Below are 698 nucleotides of genomic sequence, written 5' to 3'. Positions count from 1 at the left end.
GTCATCTTGAAGCGTATGTTCATGCGCGCTGCTGGCATGATTGCTGAGAAGTTTAAGATTGAAGCGTTGGTTACAGGTGAAGCTCTTGGCCAGGTATCTAGCCAAACGCTAACGAACCTTCGTCACATCGATAATGTTACGGATACGCTGATTCTGCGTCCTCTTATCAACTGGGATAAAGAAGACATCATCAACTTAGCTCGTGAAATCGGTACAGAAGACTTCGCGAAAACCATGCCTGAGTACTGTGGCGTGATCTCTAAGAAGCCAACAGTAAAAGCGGTGAAAGAGAAGCTAGAAGCAGAAGAAGCGAAGTTTGACTTCAGCATTCTAGAAAAAGTGGTTTACGAAGCGCGTCAAATGGACATTCGTGATATCGCAAAAGAATCTGAGCAAGCGGCACCAGAAGTTGAGCAAGTACAAGCAGTAGAAGAACACGCGGTAGTATTGGATATTCGTAGCCCTGATGAGGAAGACGATAACCCATTAGAAATCGATGGTGTGGATGTGAAACACATTCCGTTCTACAAGCTGGGTACGCAGTTCGGTGACCTAGACCAGTCGAAAACTTACCTACTGTACTGTGACCGTGGCGTCATGAGCCGTCTGCAAGCGCTTTACTTGCAAGAGCAGGGCTTTAACAACGTAAAAGTTTACCGTCCATAGCTGACTGATAAAATACGTTAAAAGGCGCAAAT

Annotated in this window: 1 protein-coding gene; it reads left to right on the top strand. The window is 45.6% G+C overall.

Going from position 1 to position 698, the window contains the following annotated elements; genetic code table 11:
• The coding region (thiI, locus tag R7O13_RS27160; RefSeq protein ID WP_412125737.1) for a thiazole biosynthesis protein at nucleotides 1–666 on the top strand (666 nt) is incomplete at its 5' end.
• Between the last annotated feature and the right edge of the window lie 32 nt (nucleotides 667–698).

The sequence above is a fragment of the Vibrio sp. Y176 genome (assembly GCF_033438945.1).
This window is presented reverse-complemented; position numbering and strand designations above follow the sequence as displayed.